A 19890-nucleotide genomic window follows, 5' to 3' on the forward strand; every position below is an offset into this window, starting at 1 on the left:
GGGAGCCCGTGTCAGACCCCGTTAGGGGCAGTGGGCGTTGAGCTGTCTAGCCACCCGTACGGAGAACAGCTGTGTCTGATTTCCTAGCCGGAGAATCCCCGCGCCTTCAGGGCGGGGAGCATGTCAACTCCGAGCAGATTGCTCAGTACAAGCGGTATGGCGACGCCGCGATGGATGAAAGCTTTTTCCCAATTGTGTGGCAGGCAGACGGCTATCGGACGCCGTTCTTGAAAGACTCAGTAGCTAGGCGTAATTAAGTATAAAACGGTCTAGGCTGTAACCGCCCTTTTCGCTGTGGTCAATCATGCCATCCACGATAGCCTCCCGCTCAGCTGATCGACTTTGGCCTGCGAGAGCTGTGGAACCCTACCGACTACGTTTGGCAAACCCAGCAGCAGCAGCGATTTTTCCTAGGACAGTTTAAGGTCTAGCGATAGCTCAGGCTGCAATATCTTCTTGCAGACGCGAAATTCTATGTTCTGTGCTGTCAAGCTTTAGCGCTGCTGTCTTCAGCAACTTATGTTGATAGCAAGGGTTGCTGTGGGAATCCTAATCAGGGATCTATATCAGAGCTCGCTAATTCTCAGGAAGTTGCACTTATGCCAGGGGTTCGTTCCGCTTCTACCGGCAGCGCTGCCGCGTCTCACCGCCGCAGACGGCTGATCTCAATTCGCTGGACCCTGCCGCTGTGTGTGGTGGCGCCCCTGGTGTCTGGCATCGCCCTGACTAGCTGGCTGGCCTTTCGCAGCGGCCAAAACGCCGTTGAAGAGCTGGTCGGCAAGGTCAGTACGGAAGTTGCCGCAAATATTGAAAAGCAGGTCACCAGCTACCTGACCAAGCCATCCCTGATTTCTGCTGCGGTGTCGGCAGAGGTCGCCAGTGGCAATATCGATCTTCAAGATACCCGACAGCTTGGCCAGGACCTGTGGCAGCTGACCCAGTCTGACTTGCTAACCAACAATCTTTTCTACGGCAGCGAATCAGGCGAATTTGTCTATAGTGAGCGCCAGGACGGCCAGCACCGGCTTGACTTTGTCGATGCCGCGACCGACTTCCGTCGGATTGCCTATCGCACAGACGACGACGGCAATCTGACTGAGACGCTTTCTGAGACAGACTATGACCCGCGCGTGCGGCCCTGGTATCAGGAAGCGGCCGCGACCGAAGGTCCGGTTTGGAGCCAGGTTTATATTGCCACATCTCGGGCCGACCTGACCCTGACCCGCGCCACTCCCGTTTTTGACCGATCGGGCCAGCTGGAAGGCGTCTTTGGCATTGATGTCTATCTCTTTGAGCTGAGCGATTTTCTCAGGAATCTGACCGTCAGTCCCCAGGGCAGAGCGTTTATCATCGAAACGTCTGGAGAGCTGATTGCCAGCTCAGACAGCGGTAAACCCTTTATTGAGCAGGGCGAAGAAAAGCTGCGGCTGGCGGCGGCAAACAGCCAAGATCCGCTGGTTCAGGCAACTGCTAGCCACCTGCTTGCAGCGGTTGACGATCTCCGCCAGATCGAGCGACCGTATACCTTTGAGTTTGAGCTAGAGGGGCAGAAGCAGCTGGCCTATATCTACCATCTGAGAGAGCTGGGCGTTAACTGGCTGATTGGGGTAACGATTCCCCAAAACGACTACATGGAGACTATCCATGCCAACGCTCAGCGGACACTGGCCATCGGTCTGGTGATTACGGCGATCGCTTCGCTGCTGGCGCTGGCCGCCGCTCTCTATATTATTCGCCCGATCCATCAGCTCAACCAGGCCGCCCACGACATCAAAGACAATCAGTTCAACCCTGACGATCTGGCCGGGGTGATTGCGCGGCCAGATGAATTCAGCGAGCTAGCCTCCCTGTTTAACGATATGGCAACGGTGGTCGTCAGCCGGGAGCAGAGCCTGGCAGAGCAGGTGAAGCAGCTCAAGACCGAAATCGATCGGCATGGGATGACTGGCCGCAATCGCGATCAGCTGGAGGCTCTGCTCAAACGCGCCCAGCAGATTCGCAAGGCCCACGCTGACCGCTAGGCCACGGGCGAGGCGGGTTCCAGGTCGGTAATCATCGCCGTCGCCGCAATCCCGGTATGAACAATGCCCAGGGTGCGAAAGGGGTCCATAATCGGGTCGATCGCCACAAATAGCACCAGGACGGCCTCCAGCGGCAGCTGTAAGGGTTCCAGCACAATTCCCAGCATCGTCAGCGTGAGGATGCCGGTCACGCCGGAAGTAGCCATCCCGGCAAAAATAGACCCGGCAACAATTGTAATCAGACTGCCGAGTCCTAGCGGCTTGTCATAGAGCTGCATGACAAACACCGCCCCTAGGGCAAAGTAAGCCACCGAGCCAAATCGACAAATGGTAATCGACAGCGGCGTCACCAGGTTGACGGTTTGTCGGTTGAAGCCGAGGGCTTCGCTCAGCTGCGCGATCGCCGATGGCAGGCAGGCCAGGCTGCTAGAGGTGGCTAGGGCGAGGATGGTTGGCTCCCGCATCGCCGATAGCACTCGGGGCAAGGCTGCCTTCGACTGCTGCCAGACGACCAGCGTACTGAGCAGATATATGGCCAAAAAGATCACCAGGGCCGTAATCAGAAAATTGATCATCGACAGCATTACGTCCAGCCCCTGCTGCGAGAGCTGATAGGCCAGCAGGCAAAACAGCCCCAGCGGCAGGGCCATCGTCAGCCAGTTAATCAGCTGATTGAAGGTGCGATAGACGGCTTCTAGAATATCGAAACAGGGGTCGGTGACGCGATCGCGGATTAGGCCCAGGGAAATCCCGACAATAATTGAAAAAACCAATACCTTCAGCGTTTCACCTTGGCTCAGCGCGCCAAAGATATTGTCAGGCACCAAAGTCACCAGGAAAGACGATAGCCCTAAAGCAGCGTCTTCTGGAATCGGTCCCGATAAGGCCATCTCTAGATCGACTCCCGAGCTGTTGACCAACACGCCCAGCGACTCCAGCGTATTGGCAGAAAGATTGCGTCCAGGACCTGCGATCGCGGCGATCGCTACGGTCAAACCGCTGATCGCCACCAGTCCCAGCGGAAAGACGACCAAAATTCGCTTGATGTACTGGGCGGCGTGGCTGCTTCGCATCAGACGGCCAATGCTAGTGGTAATTGCAGATAGGAGAATAGGCAGTACGCACATCTTCAGCAGCCCTAAGTAGAGCTTTCCGAGCGGTGCGAGCAGGGCTGCGAACGCGGGCTGAGTCGTGCCCGTATAGATGGCTAGAATAACGCTGATCAGAATTGCCCAGGGGCTGCGAAGCCATCCCAGGGAAATCCTGTTGGGCCAGTTCTGGCGTCGTTTGGTCACCGAATTAAGAGTCATATTCACGCTAAAGAAGATTTAGGAGTTCAGTGGTCATGTTGAGCAATCCCGGTTTCAGAACCTCTCAAGATGTGAAATAGATGGACAGTACGGAAATTTCGAAGGTGTTGAACCGATCTACTGATTCGCTTCCGTTCGAAAATAGTCAGCATATTCATCCAGCACTAGAGCAGCTGTGTAGTCGTGGCTAAACGTATCCAAATACTGGTTGACGAAGGCCTGCAGGTGGTCGCTATCCCAGGGCAGCGCCATGGCAATTTTGTCATTCGTATCGGTGAGGGCAATGGTTTGCAGCCTCAAGGCAGCATCAGGATTTTTGAGAATAATCTTCTTAACTTCTAGCTCATCCCGATAGGCCGCTTGCAAATCGCCGCGGATGACGGCTTTGACGATATCATCCCAAGCCGGATATTCTTCAATCGTGGCGTTGGGAAACTTTTGTTGAATAAATCCTACATAGGAAGACCCCTGAATCACGCCCATTTTGCCACTGAAGTTGCGAATTGCCTCGATCACCTGCTGGCCCTGAATTTGCTGGGCGAGCTGTAGCCGGTTGACCAGCAGCCCCTGCCGCATGGCGACATAGGGGCGAGAAAATTGTACCCGTTTTGCTCGGCTCAGGGTGCGGCTGAGTTTGGAAATTGCAATATCAGCCTTGAGCTGATAGACCTGATCGACCACTTCATCAAAGGTTTCTGCCGAGCGGTTAAATTCTAGATCTACCCCCAGCTCATCGGCCAAACCCTGAGCGATCTTGACATCGAGTCCCGTCAGCTGACGGTTGCCGTCCTCCATAAAGAAGGGAGCATTGTCAGTTCCTAGCACGGCTACCACCAACTTACCCCGGTCGAGGATTCGTTGAATGTCAGCGGGCATTTCAGTCCGGGGCGGGGGCACTTCGTCAGCATGAGCTGCGGCTATTGGCCACAGGCTGCAGGACACAATCAGGACCGCTAGCGTAGCGATCCGCAATGTCCAATGGGGTAATCGCAGCGAGGATAAACGGGGCAACATGGGAAACTCCTAAGCTAACACTACGCATGAGGCAGGATGATTCTCATACGCAAGATCGAGGGTAAGATTGGCCATGATGTCAAGCGGATCAATCCAGTTAATCGGCAGCTGATTCTGCTTAGCTAAGGCAATCGAAATCTCAGTGCAGCCGGCAACAACCAGCTCAGCACCCTGATTCGTCAGCCAGCAAACGGCGTCAGCCAGCTCTGTCAGAGCTATGTCTGAAACCCAGATACCACTCGCTTTAACCCCCCAGTCGGGATCATAGATAGATTGCATAATCCGACGCTGAATGGGTGAATCTAACGAGGGTATGATCGGAGATAGTTCATACTGGGTGAGGCTAGTGGCGTAGAGCCGCGCTCGCACTGTTCCATCCGTTGCCAGGACTCCTACTCGCTTAACCTGGGGGAAATGTTGAGCAATGTAGTTTGCCGTTGCATCCATCATGTTGAGCCAGGGAATGCTCAATTGAGACTGTACCGACAGATAAAAAGCGTGGGCCGTATTGCAGGTTACGACTAAAAAACTCGCGCCCATTGATTCCAATAGACGAGCACTACGGACGAGAGCCGGGACACAGTCTGAACCGGTCTCCAGCAAATACCGGGACCGGTCGGGCGTCGAGGCAGCACTCACTAAGAGCCAGTTAGGATGCTCCTGATCGCGGCGCGCCCCCCGACGCAAACTTTGCTGCAGCAGTCGTTGTTCAAACTCGATATGGGCCAGGGGACCTAGCCCGCCCAAAATGCCTGGTAGATTTATCTGCTGCTTGAAACGGCTGGGAGAGTTATGAGTCATTAGATTAGTAAGCGGGCAAGGCAACGTAGAAGGTCATTCTTCTTCAGCATTCCCGACTCATAAGCAGTTCTAGCAACTCCTCAGATTTTGCAGACGGGCATGCGTATGGCTGAAGGGCTAGTCCTCTGGCAGCCAACTTTCAACCAGCAATAGCTTCAGAGAATAGGGCAAGCGGTTAGCAACACCGAAAATCTCCAGATACGTTTGCCTCGCTGCTTGGCGACCTGTGCGTTGATAACGCTCCTCGAGCTGTTCGGCAGGATAGCTTTTGAGGCCGGGACTAGCTTCAATCGTTAATTCAATCCCACAAACTTAGACAGGCTAGGGAATTAGTACCGTAAACTGGCCGGGGTTAATGATAGAGATTACGCCGCCCCAGGTACACATGCACTTTGAGCTATTATTGAGAGCAGGAAAGTTATTAATTAAGACGGTGGGTGAGCCGGGTGCCCAGGGCGCTGGAATCACCGGGATGCAGGGCATGGGGGTGAGTACGCCGAGGGCCGCAGCGGTGGCGCTGGCAACGGTCGGGTTGGCAATTGAGGTACACATGCCAAAGGGAGGAATATTCGCGATTGGCGCAAAGTCCATAATCGTCGCGGCAAGGGGGCCGACTGCCATCACCGGGGGGCCTTTCGGTATCACGTTGAGCGTGCTGGGGGCGACGCCAAAGGGGCATTGGAGCATGGCGCCCGCCACAACCTGAATTCCCATGACGACCTCTGTTTAGTTGAGCTTGAGCAAACTGCCAGCAACCTTGGTCATGCCGCTGGATTGCACATTGACGGTGGCGCTGCCTTTGACATCTACAATGGTACCCTCCAGCTTGGCGGTGGCGCTGGCCTTGATGTTGACCTGGGTGCCAGATATGTCAATGCCCGTGGGGCTCAAGACAATTTTGCTGCCGCCGACCTTGAGGGTAATTTTAGTGGCTCCGGTGAGGGTGATCTCGCCGCCGTTAATATTGACCTTGTCGCTGCTGCCGGTTTTACCCGATTTGGCGTTGAGGCTCCCAGTCGAGATGATATCGACCTTCTTGCCGCCATCTTCCATAGAGATTTGATGACCGTCCTTGGTCTTAAGCTCTATTTTTTTTGCTTTGTCATCTAGTCTGAGCTGATGGCCGTCCTTAGTCTTCAGTTCGGCATACTGGTCGGTGTCGCTGAGGTGGAGCTGATGCTTGTCTGCCGTAGTTAAGTACACTCCTTTTTTGCTATCCCCCTTGTCTTCTTCGACAAACTGGAGGGTATGACCCAGGCGCGTTTTCAGCGTTCTCAGCCGGACTTTACCATTCGCGATCGCGTCTTCCACTTTCTCCGGCGGCTTATCCTTACCGTTCCACACCCCGCCTAGAATGTAGGGCCGGTGGATATCGCCATGCTCAAAGGCCACCAATACCTCATCGTTAATCTCTGGCAGCCAGTCAACGCCCTGGGAGGAACCGGCGCCAATAGACACCATCCGCGCCCAGTTGCTCATATGCTCTTCGGTTAGGGTTGGCAGCTTTACCCTAACTCGCCCCCAGCCCTTAGGATCTTTATTATCCGCGACAATACCCACCATCAGGGTCTGGCCCGGCTGCAAGGTATGCTTAGTCTCTAACGTTTGAAGTAAATCGCCGCCGCGCAGCCCTCGGACGCTAAACTCGGTCCGGTAGATCCGCTCATGGAATAGATGGCGGGTCTCGGTGACGTAGTAGCTGCCGCTGTATTTGCCCATTCCCGTCAGCTTCACCACCCGGCCTGGCCGAATGGTCGGGTCGCCCTCACTGCGAGCATCGGCCTGGACAAACTCTCCTCCTAGCTCGTCATAGAGGGCCTGAGCCAGCGCCTTAGCCTCCTTGGCCTGAGAAATCGGCTGGTCTACCAGCATCAGCGTTGGCGTTTTAGGCTTGCCGTCGAAGCTGCTAACGGTTTTGCTGGCTGCCCCGGTATCCGTATCGGTCAGAACCTGCTTGGCTTTACTGATGGTTTCGGCAATCACCTCTTTCCGGCTGTAGTCCCATCCCCGCACTTCAACGCTTTTCACCTGTTCGGCGCTGCTCACCCGCACCCGAAAGCTGTGAATGTCTTGCAGCCACTCTAGGGTAAGGGTGTCATCCTTGCTGGGTTTGCGAAAGTTGAGCTTGCCGTCCTGGACAAAGAGTTCGAAGCCGTGGCGGGCGGCGCGAGATCGCAGAAATTCCATATTGGTCTGATTCTGCTGGAAGGCGTAGCCGCTAGCGCCGCCAATGTCTCCGTAGCCGTAGGGTCCGCCGGTCGCGTCAATTTTTCCAACGGCGATGCCGACCTCAGCCGCGATCGACCGCACGATGTCAGCATCGGTTTTGTTCTGAAAGGACCGACTATGCCGCCCGCGATGCAGCCGGTGGGAGGCATCATAGCCGCGAATGATAATCGGGGCCTGGGCCTCGCTGGTGAAGTGGGTCTCAATTGCCGTAATCTCGCCCTTGATCACGGTGCCTTTATTTTCGTCGTCAAATTCGTCTGAATCCGTCGTGCTGGATGAAAAGCCAATTTCGATTGATTTACCAATCTCAAACAGCTTCTCGTGCTTCCACACCTTATAGTTGGTCTCGCCGCCGTAGTAGTCGTTCTGAATCACCAGGGTAAACATCCCCGGCAGATGCAGACTCTCCTCCACCGAAATCTGGAGAATGTCCTCAATCAGATCATTGGAGGCCGCTTCACCATCAATCTTGAGAATCGGCTTAGCAACGAATTTGGTAGCAGCCATAGGTACGGCACGCTCTCCACAAAGGAAACTTGATTTTAGAGGATGCCGAAGCCGACCACATAAGGGAAATTACAGATTTCAAATAATACCTGTTGTCAAACTTCAGTGTTTTTACGCCTGCTTAACTTGATAATTTTAAACAACTGGGTTTCGGGGCATCAATTCTTTGTGGCAACTTTATGGCTTTAGGGAAGTCCTGACATGGGACTGCGGGAAATCTATAGCTAACTGTGCGCTCGTACATCCATTGCACTCAGCGATCAAACTTTTTTGAAGAAACAGAACATGGCAAACTTAAGCTCTTTATTCATGACTACTATATTCGCCACCGCTGTGATTGCAGCTACAGCTCCCCAGACCAATGCTCAAGATCGCACTCTTTGGCTCTACAGTGGCGAATCTGCTACGGTTTAGGGTTACTTTGCGGAAGGCGAAAGCATCTATGGTTCTTGTGATGATGGCTGCTACGATCTCGACCTGTTTTTATATGATGCTTATGGCGATCTGGTCTTCCAAGACACCGAAACAGACTCTATTACCGTTGCAACTGCTCCTTATGAGGGTTACTTCACCGTTGAAGTCACTATGCCTGTCTGTGCCCATGACGATGGCTGCGCTTCCTGGGTTAGCTCTGACTACGGCTTCTAAATCTGTAAAAACATTGTCAAAACGATAGGCGAATAACAGGGGCTAACGACGACGGCTGCCTCGGCTAGGCGTTCCGGTACTGCCGGAGCTGTTGACTTCGCCAATTTCTTGCAGGGTAATATCGACCGTAGCGCGAACGGGGGTACCGTCGGGTAGAAACATGGTCAGCTTGTAGGATAGGGACTGCACGAAGCAGCGCAGATATTCCTGCTTGCCCCAGGTGAGCAAATACATGGGTGGGCGCTCTTCGGAATCAAGAAATTCAACCGCCTGCCGAAAGCTTTCGATGTATTTGTCAATTACGTTTTCTCCGGTTTCGTAGGTATCGAAAACTAAGCCGCCGACTGTGACGCTGTAGGGCTCAGGTGATCCAAAGCTGACCTTGGGAATGCCGTCATCCGTCCGAGCGCCGCCAGATGAGTTGAGGTTCATGCTGCGGCTGAAGCTCAGCTCAGTCGGGTTAAACATAAACTCGATGTTTTTGCCACCGCCCTGGGCGATCAGCTTGGCTTTTACAAACTTACTCATGGATCAATTACCTTGGATATTTGGGACCCCGGCGCTCCTGCTCTAAGGAAAGGCGCTGCCGCAGTAAGCTATACACCTCCTGGGCGAGCAGCTCTAGATAATGGCTGTAGTCTCGGATATCGTCTGCTTTATCGGCGTCGGATGACCGAGATATGGTGACAGTGGGAAAGTTTTCAGACTTGGCCTGTACGATTACTGGCTGTACAGCAGGCGCTGGAGGCGTTAGCTGTTGCTGAGTAGGCGAAACCGTTCCTGAGGTTGGCTCAGAAGCAGCGCTATCCGATACTTTTGGCAGCGCCCGAGCGACAAATTCTTCCAGGTTGGCCCATTCATCTAGCGACTCACCACTAGCCTCTCGCTGAATGATTTCGTCAGTGGACTCAGCAAGCTGGCGCTGAATAGAATCCGAGTTCGTAACGGTAGCTTCCGTTAGAGGATGTTCGGTTGTGGGCGCGATCGCGTCCGTAGACAAATCAGCCAATTCTGACCCAGAAGATGCGGAAACCGGCGTCGTAGCCTGAGCCACTAGGTCAGCTAGGCTAGACCATTCACTGGGAATAGCGCTTTCCGATTCCTGACGTTGAACCGGCTCGTTCTGCCGCTGCACTGTATCAGGAGATAGGGCTGCTGGCTGTGAGCCCATTACAGCCGGGTTGTCACTGTTAGAGACAGTAGGCGTAGCTGGGTGCGTTGGCGAAGCCTCTCCCAAGGCGAATCGCGACTCCAAAAATGGCAGAGGACGCAGCACCCCCAGCGGCTGCAATACCGTCGGCAGCTGCATAGGAGAGGCAGATGAATACTCATCGACCTGCCTTTGAATTGAAGCTGGCTGAATGGGCGCTGGCTGAGTCAACTCACTAGCGCTACCCGTGGTCTGGCCCGTGGTCTGGTTAGAGTCCAGAACGGGCGGTATGGCCATCTGTTGAGAAGTTTCAGTTTGGTCAGAACTAGAGCTGCCTACAGTCACAAACTGATTGGACAGATCAGGATGTTGCTCTGCCTGAGCATTGCCTGATAACTCAGCAGCTAGCAGATCTGTGCTCAAGACTGGTGCTTCAGCTTCGGCAGCCGCTCTTTGAACGTCGTTCGCTGCTAGTGGGGGATGGGAAGTTTCTAGTACCGCTTCAAGATGGTTAAATTGTGATGAGGTTTCATTAGCAGATGTATTGGTCTGCTCGGGCTGCTCAGAGTTCGATTGCCTAGCCAGCTCGGTGGAATCTTCTGAAGCTCTTTGAATAGAGCTTTGTTGCATATCCAATTGCTCTGCTGCTTTATAACTAGCTTGTACAGCATCTAGACCCGGTGCCGGATCAGAACTCTGTGAAAGTGCTGAGATTTCCTTGTCAGAGGTCGTTGCGTTGGGCGCGATCGCGGCTGCTTCAGGCAAATGTCCTTCAATCTGCCTGTACAGAACGGCTTCGGTTGCTTCTACCTGTGCTGGCCCATCGACAGAGATATTTTGATCTTCAGAAGTAGCCGAATCGGTCTGGCGCTGTAGCGTCTCGGTTGGGCTAACCAAAGACTTGATAGGGCCATTGCTATCGGGCTCAGCGGGCTGTAGGGAGTCTGCTGTATATGCGGGTGAGATAGCATCAGCGGTTGGCGTTGAATCGCTGTGAATCGACCGTTGAATATCACCTGAGTCTGATGCGGTCGGATTAAGGGAGGTGCCTGTTAATAACGTACCAGCCATCAGCGCCGGAGCCCTCATCCCCAGCCCTTCTCCCCTCGGGAGAAGGGAGCCGGATTCAAATTGACTAACTACAGGCGCATCGGGCTGCTCGCTATTAACTTCAGATGATGGCTGTATGAGACCTGCTGCATTTTCTGTTGCATTGTTAATGAGCTCGACTGGTGGCCAAAGCGAACTGTTATCAGCCGTTCTTTGAATGCTGGCTGTGTCTGATGATGACGGCTTAGTCTCAGAAGGAGATCCCAATTGGCTTGATGCTGATTGGATTTTGGATGATGCCCCCGATGGCTGGGGTAATGCCTTTGCGGATAGCGACTCCGACGCTGGCTGAATTTTCGGGAGCGTTGCTGACTGGGAAGAAAGCGTTTTATCTGAGGCAGCTGACTCTCGCATAGCGTCAGGCCCATTAGCAGTGCCTAAGCTCTCAGCAGGATGGGTATCGGTTGACCGTTGAAGATTACCTGAGGGTGCTTTATTTTCAAATATCGGCGCTGTCTGAATGGGGGAAGCCGCGATCTCAGCTGATGAAATCTCGCTCCCTGACGTTGCTTCATAGGTTGATAGATCGGAAATCCCTGTGGGTTCGGAAGCGGTCGATTCTGAAACCGCCTGTACGTCTGGCAGGTCCTGCGCTGTTTCAAGGTTTGAATAGCTGGGAAAGGCTTCTAGATTTGATGCCGAACTTTCTGTACTAGCAGAACTTAAGCGTTGAGTATCCGCACTAGAAAACGCTTGACTAACGACTGAGTCCGATGCAGTGGCTCGCTGAAAGACTTCGGCTACTTCCGGCTTTTGGAAAACTGTCTCTTGGGATTGTAAGGGCTCTATCTTACTGTCCACCGCCTGTTTTATGGCGTTCTGAGTATCTGTGTTGGCAGGGGCAGCATTCTGACCCAATGCTGGTGGAGCGGATGTCAAAGCAGATCGTTGGACAGGCGCTGACTGATCCAGCCCAGTCGAAACATCAATGGGCGGTTCAAATACTGTCTCGGTTCCCGCGGTTCTTGGGTTGGCGAATAGATCAGCGCTGTCTGTAGCCTCGGAAATCGGGGTACCGTCTGAACTCCTTTGAATAGCGGCTAGCTGCGAATCTGCTGAACCAGATTTAGAGGCGCTCAATTCTGTGCTGGAGGCCAGTTCGGACTGCAATTTAGAATGCGAAGCGGTAGATTCTGAGTTAGCGCTAGGGGCTTGTGTCGCCGACGGAGTTAGGGACGTGCCTGTTAATAACGTACCAGCCATCAGCACCGGAGCCCTCATTCCCAGCCCTTCTCCCGTAGAGCTTTGCTCTTCTCGAAGAGTGGGGAGAAGGGAGACGAATTCAAAGTCCCTCTCCCCCCGGGAGAGGGATTTAGGGTGAGGGCGAACCGGTACGCTATTTAATTGCCAGTCACTTAAGTCGGCAGATCGCTGAACGGCCTGAAGATTTCCAGTCGATTCTGAATGAGCTTGAACGTTTGGCAGCGTTTGGGCTGCTTCTATTTCCGAATGGTTGAAAATCGGTTCCGGATTTAACGATGAGCCGCTATCTGCACTAGCGAGATTTAACTGCTGAGCGTCAGTGTTGAACAGATTAGGAAGTTCCTGACCGTCTGTTGTCTCCAATGCTCCTGATCGCTGAATAACTTCGGATATTTCAGCCTTTTGAGAAGCAGGCTTTTGGGACTGCAAAGGCTCTATCTTACTTTCCAGCGCCCGCTCTATAGAACTCTGAGCTTCAATACCACTAACAAGAGCGGCACTCTGACTCAAAGCTGGCGAATCTGAAGACAGCGCAGATCGTTGGACAGGCTCTGCCTGGGACAGCTTAGCCGAAAAATCAATGGCTTGATCAAATGAAGTCTTGGTTTCTGCTGTTCTCGGGTCAGCGGATAAATCGGCTCTCGCTGCGGGCTCGAAAGCGGGTTCACTGGCCGGGCTAGTCTGAATAGCGGCTAACTGCGAATTAGCTGAGCTAGATTTAGGGGAGCTCAATTCTGTGCTGGAAGCCGGTTCGGACTGCATCTCAGGTTGCGAGGCAGCGGTCTCTAGGTCAGAGTCGAGAACTGGTATAGCAGACGGAGGTAAATCGGCAGAGCGCTGAGCGATCTGAGAATTTTCAGTCGATTCCGAATTAGCTTGAATGTTTGGCAGCGCTTGGGCTGACTGAATTTCTAAAGGATTGGAAGACTGATCCACATCTGAGGACAAGCTATCCAAACTAGGGGGATTTAACCGCTGAGCTTCAGATTTACTAAGAACCTGACTAGCTGCTGGCTCCGATGTAACCGATCGCTGAATGACTTCGGATGTGTTCGGCTCTTGAGAAGCTGACGCTTGAGACGGCAAGGGCTCTATTTTATGCTCAGCTGCCTGTTCTGTAGGGTTCTGAGATTTCGTATTGGCATGAACAGTTTCCTGACTGACTGCTGATAGACTTGACGCCATAGAAGCGAGTTGGGCAGGTGCTGTCTGAGCTAGCTCTTGAGAAATATCAGAGGCTTTTTCAAATGAAGTTTCGGCTGCTGCCGCTATTCTGTCAGCTGACAGAGCGACTCTCGCTATAGGTTCAGAAGCTGATTCGCTGTCTGAACTTTTTTGAATAGATGATAGCTGCGACTCAGCTGAGCCAGATTCAGTGAAAACTTGTCCGTCACTGTGGATAGGTATAGATTGCGGAGAAGCGGTCTCGGAGCCGAGAACTGGCGCAGCTGACGAGGTTAAATCGGCAGCCCGTTGAGTGACTTCAGAATTTTCAATCTGTTTAGAATCAGCTTGCACACCTGATGGGGCCTGAGCTGAACTGGTTTCTGAATAACGATGAGATTGTTCTATATCTGTCGATGGGCTACCCGTACTAGAGGAACTTAATCGTTGAGCTTCAGCCTTAGAACGCTCCTGAATGGTTGCTGGCTCTGATGTAACCGATCGCTGAATGACTTCGGATGCTTGGAGATCGGATGCTTGGGAAGCGGTTTCCTCATCGTGCTGGGCCGCTATTTTACTCTCAGTCGTTTGTTCTATAACATTTTCTGCTTCAGGACTAGAGAAATCCTGGCTAACGGCTGATTCCGATGCTACTGAACGTTGGATTGCTGCGGATGCTCGAAAGCCGGGCTCCTCATTCGGCTGGGATGATGATGTCTCGCTTCCACCTACGGCATTGGCCGTAGGGTTAGCCTGGTCGCTCTCAGAAGAAAGCTGCGTTTCCGGCAAAGTATTTGTCGCCTCGAACAATCTGCTGCCATCAGCTAGAGTGCTGCCGACGTCTGCGTGATTCTGAACATCCGCCTGAAGCCGACTGCGCTCAGACGAGGCTCTCTGAAGGGTAGAGGGGTTGGGTGTGTTGGGTGATGGAACAGGAGTAGGCGCGTTATCAATCCCTCGCTCAGATGGACTGAATCCAGATGGCGGAGATTCAGCCGTAGTCGGTACAGCGGGCTGTGACTGAACATTTGCCGGGGTTGATACCTCAGCTGGAGCTGCCCGCTCAGAGGATATATCTGTTTGTGCTGTAAAGCGCTGAACTGAGGAAAAGTCTAAAGACTGAGATGCGGCTGCTGGTGGTGCCATCGGTGCCCGCAGGCTTTGAATAGACTGGAAAATATTTGTAGACGCTGCTCCGGTGAATGGCTGCGTGGAACTATGGGGTTCAGCTAGTGACGCCCCTGTGCCATCCGTTACGTCCTTAGTCAAAGCACCAGATTCGGTAAATCTAGATTCAGCGCCCGGCGAGAGCGAGCTATCTAACCCATTCTCAGCAGCCCCATTCTCAGCAGCGGATCTTTGAAGATTCGTTTGAGCAGTATCTGTAATTCTTTCCAAGTCCGATGGTGCTTCTGGGACGCTATCTATCTCCTCAGCCGGCGATCTCTGAAGCGGTATAGAGACGCCAGGGAAGGATGGCTGACTCAAAACCTCGCCATCCTCAGAACTCCTCTTAGGCAATAGTATTTCGGCTGGAGAAGTTTCAGCGCTTGCCTCAGATATCTGGCTGGACGGAAGCTCTGATGTCGTTATTGGCGTCGCTTGGGAGGGCTGGCTGAAGTTTAGGACAGATGAATCCGGCGATGCGATCTGATTTTCTTCCGGGGCAAAATAGCGCTGCAAATCGGCTCGAAATGGATTCGTCTCTCCCGGCGAAACGGGTACAGCAGGAGCAGGAAACCCATGGGGATAGAACGCCTTCAGGTTGAGTATCGACAGCGATGAAGCCCCCAGCGGTTGCCGCTGTAGCAGGGCCGCATGACCTAAGCGGCGAAATGTCCCAAGTGGAGAGCCGTGCCCTAGCTGCCTTGTCATCGGTTACTTGCTAGCGAAATAGCCCGTATCAGAGCGGCCCGTCAGCAGGGTTGCGCCGCCGCCGCCGCTGCCAAAGGTCACGTTTAGCCCTTCGTAGGCCAGTGTGAGCGCTTCAATCGCGACGGCATTGCCCTCGGCCTGAAGCGAAGGCGCCTGCCAGCCAATCGGGACTGCGCCAATCAGAGTCCAGCACTGCTGCGTTTGCCCGGCCTGATTGAAGACCAGAATATTCACATTGCGGCGGTGCTGGCTGAGCTTGACCCCAGCTGTACGGGGCTTAAATAGGGCGTTCAGCCAGTCCCAGAAAACCTGATTGCCGCTCATGCCGCGCTTCAGCGTCACATCTGAGAATTCAGGCGTTCCTAGCAAAATCCGCTGCTGATCGTTCAGGCCGCCCTCGGCTACCGTTTCCTTTTTAATCTGCACGCCCAGCCCGCTGCATTCGGTAAAGCAGGCAGTAATTTTGCTTTCGATTTCGACATAGAAGCGATTGCTAGTGACGTAGTTGGTGGCCACCGACGGGGCCGTCCGATTGCTGCCGGAGCCATTGCCCCCGGCGGACGCGGCTGGCCGATTTGTAGCAGCCTGATTGAGTGCCATTAGTGTCGCCTCCCGTAGCGTTGGGCTCGTTCCTGCTGGGCTCGGATGTCGTCGCAGAGGAGCTGGTAGATGCGATCGCAAAACTGCCGCATGGCCATCGGGTCGTGGGCCAGCTGCTCAGCGACTTTAGCCATCATTTGCTTCATCGCTAGCGGCGGCTGGCTCTGTAAAATGGCCGGAGCCACAAAACCAGCCGGGTTAGAGATCGAGCCACTCGGCGGCAGAAAAGTGGCCTGCTCAGCCCCTTTCGTAGAATCAAACTGCTCCATATGCAACCTATTCAACCAGCCCGTTGATCTTTCTATAGAAGTTTTGCAGGTAGTTCAAATCCCCGGCGAACAGGCCCTCGATCACCATTGGGCTGATGTCTGGTAAAGCGCCTAGGGCTAGAATCACCCGCGCCAGAATAATCACCGTGGCATAAGCTGGGTTAGCCTGCACCCGAGGGTCGGACATCGGCTCAACTTCATCAATGGTCCGGGCTAGCCGCATCACGCCCTGCCGATGCACCTGACCCGTTGCATCCAGATAGCCCGTCGGCAGCTCAAAGGCAAACTCCGTTTGCAGGCTAGAGGGCGAAGCGGGTTGCGGATTAGCCTGGGGGTTTTCAGCCGCCGGTGGTGGGGGATCTATTGGTTGGATTGAGGGCTTTGCCTTGGGTGGCGCTAGCCCCAGGTTATTACTAAGCTGAATCGTTGCCATCGCAGTCCTACCTAGCGCTATTAGAAACTCGCTTGAGCGATTCCACCGCAATCTCGACTTCTTCGATATTGTGATCTGACCCTTTCACATCTAAGTCAGAGATTTTGTAGCTGATGGGGAAGGCCCCGCTGAACTCAAACCGAAACTGTTCCTGACCGGCCTGGTCATAGATCACCAGTGCTCCATTGCGCCGCTGGTCAGCCCAATCACCCGCGCCGATGGTTTCCATCCAATCCCAAAAGGCGGTCGAGGCGGTTAGCCCGCGCTTGAGGGTAAGGTTGGAATAGGTGCTGTTTCCCGGGATTTTAGAGCGGACGATGTGCCCCCGGCTCCGTCCCTGCTTTCCCCAAACTTGGGGGGTGACTTCACAGACTTCCATGACTTCCTGCGATCGCTGAAAACCACTGCATTCCATAAAGTAACCGTCGATCTGATCGACGCTGCCGTCAAGTCTGAGCTCTAGATAAAAGCGAGCCTTGGTTAAGATCTCAGGAAATGCCATCGGAGATGCTAAGCCGCCCGGACAACTTGAGTAAAGTACAGCTCCAGAGTGTCTTCAGCCAGGCTGCCGCCGCTGTCAACGGCTAGGCTACCTATCTGCTTTTTAGTACCGGGGAAGAGATCTTGGAAGTTGTAGCGCATGGCCTCGTTACCATTGGGGTCGTAGATCACCAATGAACCGGTTTTGCGGCTATCCATGGCCTTGGAGCCGCCGCCGGAGTACGTATCGGGATGGCAGTCGTTGTACCAATCTGCCAGCTTCTGATGATCGGCCTCATTCCCGGCAACGTAGGTGAGTGAAATCGTGCTATTGTACTTCACGCCGCCAATCGTGGACTGGGTTTGGGTAATGGCATTTTTGGTGACGCCAATCGCCGCATCTCCACCGGCGACTTCCAGCTCGATTTCGGGACCGCTACAGGTTTTGACCGACAGGTTGGTGACGCCGTCAATTTCGAAGTAAAACCTTGAATTCGTTAAATATTGAACCATGATACTCTCTTTGTAAAGTTACCAATCAAACTACATCACCCGATTAAACTTTTCGCAGGTGATCGTGTAAGTCTCTTCGATGTAGGCATCTGCTGTCACATCTAAGTCGGCACATTTGTATTTAGAGGGCCAGGCTTCGACAAACTGCCATTTGGCTATTTCATTGCCGTCAGTATCGTAAGCGGTAATGCTGCCTTCTTTTTTATTGCCGCCCCAGCTGCTTTTGCCGCCGTTAGAAGCGGGCAGGCATTGTTCGAACCAGCCATAGAGTTTTTTGCTGGTGCTGTCACCATCGCCGCTGGCAATGCAGACGCAGTCAAAGTTAAATAGCCCTTCAAAACCGGCGGCGTTAACCTGCCATAGGGTTTTACCGCCCTTGGTGGTGCCAATGGCCTGCTGGCCGCCCTGCACCTTGGGGGCGTAGTCAGGGATATTGACACTTTTGAAAATGGACTGCTCCCCTTCGCATATACCTGAAAATTCGAGGTAAAAACTACTCGGGGCAATGGGCTTACTCAGATCAGCCACGATGCTAACTCCTTACAACTCTGTCGCTCAAGTTTTAAATCAAATTAAGAGAGTCGTAGGTTGGGTTGAGCTTGGGAAACCCAACAAAGCAGAGGCTTCAGTCTGTTAGGTTTCGCATTCGCTCTAACCCAACCTACGGTCAAACAAGCGTTACTGGTTGGGTGCCCATTGGCTAATGCGGAAGATGACGAATTCCGCCGGTCTGACCGGGCAGATGCCGACTTCGACATACAGGCGACCCAGCATGATGGTCTCATGGGTGTTGAGTTCGCCGTCGCACTTCACATAGAATGCCTCCGACGGGGAAGAGCCAAATAGGGCTCCCTCCCGCCATAGCCGCTCCAAGAAGTTGCTCACGGTACGGTTTACTCTTGCCCATAGGTCAGCATCATTGGGTTCAAATACCACCCACTGGGTGCCAATCTCGATCGACTTCTCAACATAGCTGAGCAGACGACGGACGCTGATATAGCGCCACTGAACGTTGTCGGGCTCTACCAGGGTGCGGGCTCCCCAAACTTTAAGCCCCCTGTTGTAGCTGGAGAAATTGCGAATACAGTTAATGCCTACCGGGTTGAGTAGCTCCTGCTCGCGCATGTTGGTCTCATAGGCTAGGCCGATCACGCCCCGAGGCGTTTCATTGGCCGGGGCTTTGAATACGCCCCGAGACTCATCGGTGCGGCACCAGATCCCCATCATATGACCCGACGGCGGCACCAGCTTGGGGCGGCCCCCATCGCGGGGGTTGGCAACCTTAATCCAGGGATAGTAGGTCGCGCCAAACATCGAACGGCGGTTGAACAGGGTCAGCCACTGGGCAATGTCTGCCGGACGCTGACGGCTGGGCTCTACCGGCTCCATGCCTTTGCTGGGCTTGACCGGCGGCGGGTCAATTACGGCCATTCGGTAGGCTGGGCCAGGGAAGGAGTTTTCACACATGCTCAGCATCATTTCCATGACGCCGTGCACCTGGTCTAAGTCAATTAGGTTTTTTTCGTAGGCCAGCAGCAGGTCGGGGCAGGCCACCATCGAGACTTCGTCAATCTCGTAGAGGCCCTGAATTCCGGTACGGTCGTCGCGGCTGCCCTGCAGGTCGCGATTCAGCCGATCCGGGTCGCCGACGTAGGGCGGTGGCGCAATTTCGTAGGAGCCACTGGCCGGACGCCGGGAAAGGGCCTGCCCCGACTGGGAGATATCGTTGATCACCACATACTCAGAGGGCTCCAAGGTGGCGACGGCATAGTCTGCCACCGCTGAATCCGCCTCTGGGTTCATGGTCAGGTGATCATACTGCTCTAAAATCTCGTCGCCGTTTCTGACAATGACCGTGAAGTATTCACCATTGTTGAGCGGCGGTTCGGCATCCTCAGCGGCATCGTCCGGCAAGGGTTTGGGCTCTCCATCCAAAACCGAGACCTTCAGGCGGCCTGTGCCAGAGGGCAGAGCCAGCGTGCCGTTTTCCTCTGATTCAGAAGGCTTGAGATAGCACGAAAGAGAGGGTTTGCCGCTCGAGGTAATCAGCTTGGTCGCATGTTCTGACGGACTGGGCTGGGGGGAGCCGGGTAGCTGAGTGCCAATGCTGACGACCCAGCAGCGTCCGCCACCGTTCATGAACCAACCCTGCACAGCAAACGGCAGATAGGCACCGAAGTCGGTAAATCCATCAGAACCTGGTCTACCAAAAAATTCTAAATATTGGGCCCAGTTTGTCACCATCATTGGCTCAAACAGGGTGGCATCGCCGCGCACGTCTTCGGTGAAGCCGACAAAACCTGCCACGCTCATGCTGACGCCTTCAATCGGGCGACTGCCCCGATCGACCTCTTCAACATAGACTCCGGGTGCAAAGTAGTCTAACGCCATACTGGCCGTCCTCTTTGAAAATACTTAAGTAGAATCCTCCATTCCTGTTTTCCCCAAATGGGATGCGTTCTATCAGAAGATTGCAATTTTTTTAAAAAGATCGAGAAGAGCTAGCTCCCACACTCAATATTCAGCCTATTCAGCCTATCTAAATTTCAATTTTCAGCCCTTC

Annotated in this window: 18 protein-coding genes; 3 read left to right on the forward strand and 15 right to left on the reverse strand. The window is 53.8% G+C overall.

The annotated features are described in order from the left end of the window. Window positions 1-71 precede the first annotated feature (71 nt). Together IQ241_RS21415 and IQ241_RS21420 are read left to right on the forward strand one after the other, a co-directional pair. Window positions 72-257, forward strand: a complete 186-nt coding sequence (locus tag IQ241_RS21415; protein WP_193911163.1) for a hypothetical protein — start codon at window positions 72-74, stop codon at window positions 255-257. A gap of 342 nt (window positions 258-599) precedes the next feature. Then, window positions 600-2021 carry a cache domain-containing protein gene (locus IQ241_RS21420; protein ID WP_193911165.1) on the forward strand — a complete coding sequence of 474 codons (1422 nt, stop codon included), beginning with the start codon at window positions 600-602 and terminating at the stop codon, window positions 2019-2021. On the opposite strand, the gene IQ241_RS21425 is transcribed toward IQ241_RS21420, so the two are convergent. The 8 genes from IQ241_RS21425 to IQ241_RS21460 all read right to left on the reverse strand — a co-directional run bounded on the left by IQ241_RS21425 (window position 2018) and on the right by IQ241_RS21460 (window position 10751). Then, window positions 2018-3331: a dicarboxylate/amino acid:cation symporter gene (locus IQ241_RS21425; protein WP_193911167.1), complete on the reverse strand. Its 1314-nt coding sequence runs from the start codon at window positions 3329-3331 to the stop codon at window positions 2018-2020. The two genes, IQ241_RS21420 and IQ241_RS21425, sit on opposite strands and share 4 nt — an antisense overlap. 117 nt (window positions 3332-3448) lie before the next feature. Then, window positions 3449-4345 carry a substrate-binding periplasmic protein gene (locus IQ241_RS21430; protein WP_193911169.1) on the reverse strand — a complete coding sequence of 299 codons (897 nt, stop codon included), beginning with the start codon at window positions 4343-4345 and terminating at the stop codon, window positions 3449-3451. A 9-nt stretch (window positions 4346-4354) separates the two neighbouring features. Then, on the reverse strand, window positions 4355-5146 hold the full coding sequence (locus tag IQ241_RS21435; protein ID WP_193911171.1) for an aspartate/glutamate racemase family protein: 792 nt from the start codon (window positions 5144-5146) through the stop codon (window positions 4355-4357). 117 nt (window positions 5147-5263) lie between these two features. Next, window positions 5264-5449 (reverse strand): DUF29 family protein, encoded by a 186-nt coding sequence (locus IQ241_RS26755; protein ID WP_193911207.1) that lies wholly within the window; start codon window positions 5447-5449, stop codon window positions 5264-5266. Window positions 5450-5467: 18 nt separating this feature from the next. Next, window positions 5468-5860, reverse strand: coding sequence for a DUF4280 domain-containing protein (locus IQ241_RS21445; RefSeq protein ID WP_193911173.1), 393 nt, complete (start codon window positions 5858-5860; stop codon window positions 5468-5470). A gap of 12 nt (window positions 5861-5872) precedes the next feature. Further along, entirely contained in the window at window positions 5873-7882 is a 2010-nt protein-coding gene (locus IQ241_RS21450; protein ID WP_193911175.1) for a VgrG-related protein, read from the reverse strand. Between the two features lie 690 nt (window positions 7883-8572). Continuing rightward, complete coding sequence (locus tag IQ241_RS21455; RefSeq protein ID WP_193911177.1) at window positions 8573-9058, reverse strand: CIS tube protein; 486 nt, start codon at window positions 9056-9058, stop codon at window positions 8573-8575. Between the two features lie 7 nt (window positions 9059-9065). After that, window positions 9066-10751, reverse strand: coding sequence for a hypothetical protein (locus IQ241_RS21460; RefSeq protein ID WP_193911179.1), 1686 nt, complete (start codon window positions 10749-10751; stop codon window positions 9066-9068). Window positions 10752-10947: 196 nt separating this feature from the next. Between IQ241_RS21460 and IQ241_RS26065 the strand changes: the two genes are divergently transcribed. Continuing rightward, the gene (locus tag IQ241_RS26065) at window positions 10948-11082 is read left to right on the forward strand and encodes a hypothetical protein (RefSeq protein ID WP_265579925.1); all 135 of its coding nucleotides are present in this window, start codon (window positions 10948-10950) and stop codon (window positions 11080-11082) included. 3953 nt (window positions 11083-15035) lie between these two features. On the opposite strand, the gene IQ241_RS21465 is transcribed toward IQ241_RS26065, so the two are convergent. The 7 genes from IQ241_RS21465 to IQ241_RS21495 form a co-directional block, all read right to left on the reverse strand. Continuing rightward, the gene (locus tag IQ241_RS21465) at window positions 15036-15632 is read right to left on the reverse strand and encodes a phage tail protein (RefSeq protein WP_193911181.1); all 597 of its coding nucleotides are present in this window, start codon (window positions 15630-15632) and stop codon (window positions 15036-15038) included. Further along, window positions 15632-15901: a hypothetical protein gene (locus IQ241_RS21470; protein WP_193911182.1), complete on the reverse strand. Its 270-nt coding sequence runs from the start codon at window positions 15899-15901 to the stop codon at window positions 15632-15634. The genes IQ241_RS21465 and IQ241_RS21470 overlap by 1 nt, the downstream gene beginning before the upstream one ends. Before the next feature lie 7 nt (window positions 15902-15908). After that, complete coding sequence (locus IQ241_RS21475) at window positions 15909-16334, reverse strand: hypothetical protein (protein ID WP_228021945.1); 426 nt, start codon at window positions 16332-16334, stop codon at window positions 15909-15911. 7 nt (window positions 16335-16341) lie between these two features. Next, on the reverse strand, window positions 16342-16836 hold the full coding sequence (locus IQ241_RS21480; protein ID WP_193911184.1) for a phage tail protein: 495 nt from the start codon (window positions 16834-16836) through the stop codon (window positions 16342-16344). An 8-nt stretch (window positions 16837-16844) separates the two neighbouring features. Next, the gene (locus IQ241_RS21485) at window positions 16845-17327 is read right to left on the reverse strand and encodes a phage tail protein (protein WP_193911186.1); all 483 of its coding nucleotides are present in this window, start codon (window positions 17325-17327) and stop codon (window positions 16845-16847) included. Window positions 17328-17357: 30 nt separating this feature from the next. Beyond that, window positions 17358-17855, reverse strand: a complete 498-nt coding sequence (locus tag IQ241_RS21490) for a phage tail protein (RefSeq protein ID WP_193911188.1) — start codon at window positions 17853-17855, stop codon at window positions 17358-17360. A 150-nt stretch (window positions 17856-18005) separates the two neighbouring features. Continuing rightward, entirely contained in the window at window positions 18006-19718 is a 1713-nt protein-coding gene (locus IQ241_RS21495) for a phage tail sheath family protein (protein ID WP_193911190.1), read from the reverse strand. Between the last annotated feature and the right edge of the window lie 172 nt (window positions 19719-19890).

Origin of the sequence: Vasconcelosia minhoensis LEGE 07310 (genome assembly GCF_015207255.1) — a bacterium.
Taxonomy (GTDB): domain Bacteria; phylum Cyanobacteriota; class Cyanobacteriia; order Phormidesmidales; family Phormidesmidaceae; genus Vasconcelosia; species Vasconcelosia minhoensis.

Bases quoted from the DNA above. Each gene is read 5' to 3' on its own strand.
- IQ241_RS21475 (WP_228021945.1), bottom strand. From the start codon at position 16,334: ATGGCAACGATTCAGCTTAGTAATAACCTGGGGCTAGCGCCACCCAAG.
- IQ241_RS21460 (WP_193911179.1), bottom strand. From the start codon at position 10,751: ATGGCTGGTACGTTATTAACAGGCACCTCCCTTAATCCGACCGCATCA.
- IQ241_RS21450 (WP_193911175.1), bottom strand. From the start codon at position 7,882: ATGGCTGCTACCAAATTCGTTGCTAAGCCGATTCTCAAGATTGATGGT.
- IQ241_RS21445 (WP_193911173.1), bottom strand. From the start codon at position 5,860: ATGGGAATTCAGGTTGTGGCGGGCGCCATGCTCCAATGCCCCTTTGGC.
- IQ241_RS21485 (WP_193911186.1), bottom strand. From the start codon at position 17,327: ATGGTTCAATATTTAACGAATTCAAGGTTTTACTTCGAAATTGACGGC.
- IQ241_RS21480 (WP_193911184.1), bottom strand. From the start codon at position 16,836: ATGGCATTTCCTGAGATCTTAACCAAGGCTCGCTTTTATCTAGAGCTC.
- IQ241_RS21495 (WP_193911190.1), bottom strand. From the start codon at position 19,718: ATGGCGTTAGACTACTTTGCACCCGGAGTCTATGTTGAAGAGGTCGAT.
- IQ241_RS21430 (WP_193911169.1), bottom strand. From the start codon at position 4,345: ATGTTGCCCCGTTTATCCTCGCTGCGATTACCCCATTGGACATTGCGG.
- IQ241_RS21470 (WP_193911182.1), bottom strand. From the start codon at position 15,901: ATGGAGCAGTTTGATTCTACGAAAGGGGCTGAGCAGGCCACTTTTCTG.
- IQ241_RS21435 (WP_193911171.1), bottom strand. From the start codon at position 5,146: ATGACTCATAACTCTCCCAGCCGTTTCAAGCAGCAGATAAATCTACCA.
- IQ241_RS21465 (WP_193911181.1), bottom strand. From the start codon at position 15,632: ATGGCACTCAATCAGGCTGCTACAAATCGGCCAGCCGCGTCCGCCGGG.
- IQ241_RS21455 (WP_193911177.1), bottom strand. From the start codon at position 9,058: ATGAGTAAGTTTGTAAAAGCCAAGCTGATCGCCCAGGGCGGTGGCAAA.
- IQ241_RS26065 (WP_265579925.1), top strand. From the start codon at position 10,948: ATGCTGGCTGTGTCTGATGATGACGGCTTAGTCTCAGAAGGAGATCCC.
- IQ241_RS21425 (WP_193911167.1), bottom strand. From the start codon at position 3,331: ATGACTCTTAATTCGGTGACCAAACGACGCCAGAACTGGCCCAACAGG.
- IQ241_RS21420 (WP_193911165.1), top strand. From the start codon at position 600: ATGCCAGGGGTTCGTTCCGCTTCTACCGGCAGCGCTGCCGCGTCTCAC.